The organism is Niastella sp., assembly GCF_045805085.1.
In the GTDB taxonomy this organism is placed as follows: domain Bacteria; phylum Bacteroidota; class Bacteroidia; order Chitinophagales; family Chitinophagaceae; genus Niastella.
Genome location: NZ_JBJMLX010000034.1, coordinates 1 through 1906, shown reverse-complemented (window position 1 = coordinate 1906; position 1906 = coordinate 1). Strand labels below are relative to the sequence as shown.

2 protein-coding genes are annotated in these 1906 nt (G+C 51.1%); both read left to right on the top strand.

The genetic code is table 11. The annotated features are described in order from the left end of the window. A partial coding sequence (locus tag ACJ751_RS01535; RefSeq protein ID WP_407743613.1) for a sialate O-acetylesterase occupies positions 1 to 673 on the top strand: 673 nt, incomplete at its 5' end. Positions 674 to 875: 202 nt separating this feature from the next. Continuing rightward, the coding region (locus ACJ751_RS01530) for a sugar-binding domain-containing protein (RefSeq protein ID WP_407743612.1) at positions 876 to 1906 on the top strand (1031 nt) is incomplete at its 3' end.

Below are 1906 nucleotides of genomic sequence, written 5' to 3'. Positions count from 1 at the left end.
TTTTGGCATCAAAGGATTTATCTGGTACCAGGGCGAAGCGAATGCACCGGACGCTTACAATTACCGCACCTTGTTTCCCATGCTTATCAAAGACTGGCGGCAACGCTGGCAGCAGGGCGATGTGCCGTTCCTGTTTGTGCAGTTAGCCAATTTTATGAAAACAAAACCACTCCCCGGTGAAAGTGATTGGGCCGAATTGCGCGAAGCGCAAGGGATGACCTTGTCGCTGCCCAACACGGGCATGGCCTGCATCATAGATATTGGGGAGGCCAATGATATACATCCAAAGAACAAACAGGAGGTAGGCCGCCGCCTGGCTTTAGTGGCCGATAAAGCGGTGTACAAACAGAACGTGATCGCATCCGGGCCGGTGTATAAAAATTTTCAGCGGCAGGGAAATCGCATCCGCATTAACTTTACCAACATAGGTGCAGGCTTGTCAACAAGAGAGGGGAAAGATGTGACCGGTTTCGCGATCGCAGGCAATGACCATACATTTTATTGGGCAAAAGCCACCATCGAGGGCGATCACGTGATCGTATATGCCGACAGGGTGCCGGAACCGGTAGCCGTGCGCTATGCCTGGGCCGACAATCCCGAATGTAACCTTTTCAATTCGGAAAAACTCCCTGCTATCCCTTTCAGAACGGATGCATGGATGCATAGACCCTGAGGGAATCGTGAATGGTGAATGGTGAATCGTGAATCGTGAATCGTGAATCGTGAATGGTGAATCGTGAATCGTGAATGGCTCGCGATTGTTGAGATTAATAATTACCTTGCGCCGCCGGAAATTGTTTGCCGTCTGCCGTCTGCCGTCTGCCGTCTGCCGATTAATATATCTTTCAGAGATCCATTTTATAAAGTATAGCATAATGTTCAAGACCTCCTGCCTGCCGCTGTTGATAACGCTCCTGCTCATAGCATCGGGCGCCGCAGCACAGAAAACGACCAACACCAGAATTCCTTTCGATTATAACTGGCGGTTTACCGAAACCGATCAGCCGGGCGCCGAACAACCGGCCTTTGACGACAGCCAATGGCGCCTGCTCGATGTGCCGCATGATTTCAGCATCGAACATCCTTTCGATTCAGCGTACAAAACCGGGCCGGGTGGGGGCTATTCCTATAGTGGCATTGGCTGGTACCGGAAGCATTTTAAAACAACACCAGACCTTTCCGGCAAAATGGTTTCGATCCTGTTCGATGGGGTGTATCGCAACAGTGAAGTATGGATCAACGGCCATTACCTGGGCATTCGTCCCTATGGCTATTCCTCATTTTATTACGACCTCACCCCGTATGTAAAACGGGTCGGCCAGGAAAATATCATCGCCGTAAAAGTAAACACCACCGAACAACCGAATTCAAGATGGTATACCGGCTCCGGCATTTACCGGCATGTGTGGCTGATGGCAACCAACAAACTGCATGTGGACCAGTGGGGTGTTTTTGCCCGCACCGTTGAAGCAGGTACTAACAAAGCCAGTATTCAAATGTCAATTGCCCTGAGCAACGATAGTGATGTTGAACAACCGTGCACCGTTATCACCCGATTTATCGGGGCCGGGGGCAAAGAAGCCGGCAGGGCCGAATCGGCTTTGAAAGCCGTGCGGGGCCAGTCGACCATTGAACAAAACATCCGTATTCCCAGCCCGGTATTATGGTCGGTTGAACAACCCAATTTATACCGGGTACAGGTAGAAGTGCGGAAAGCAGGTACGGTGGTTGATCAATATACCTTGCCCTTTGGCATAAGAACGGCGCAGTTTGACGCCAACAATGGCTTCTTGTTAAATGGTCGGCACGTGAAATTAAAGGGCGTGAACAACCACCACGACGGCGGGCCACTGGGCGCCGCGGTGTTCGACGCCACGTATAAACGCCGCCTGCAACTATTGAAAAG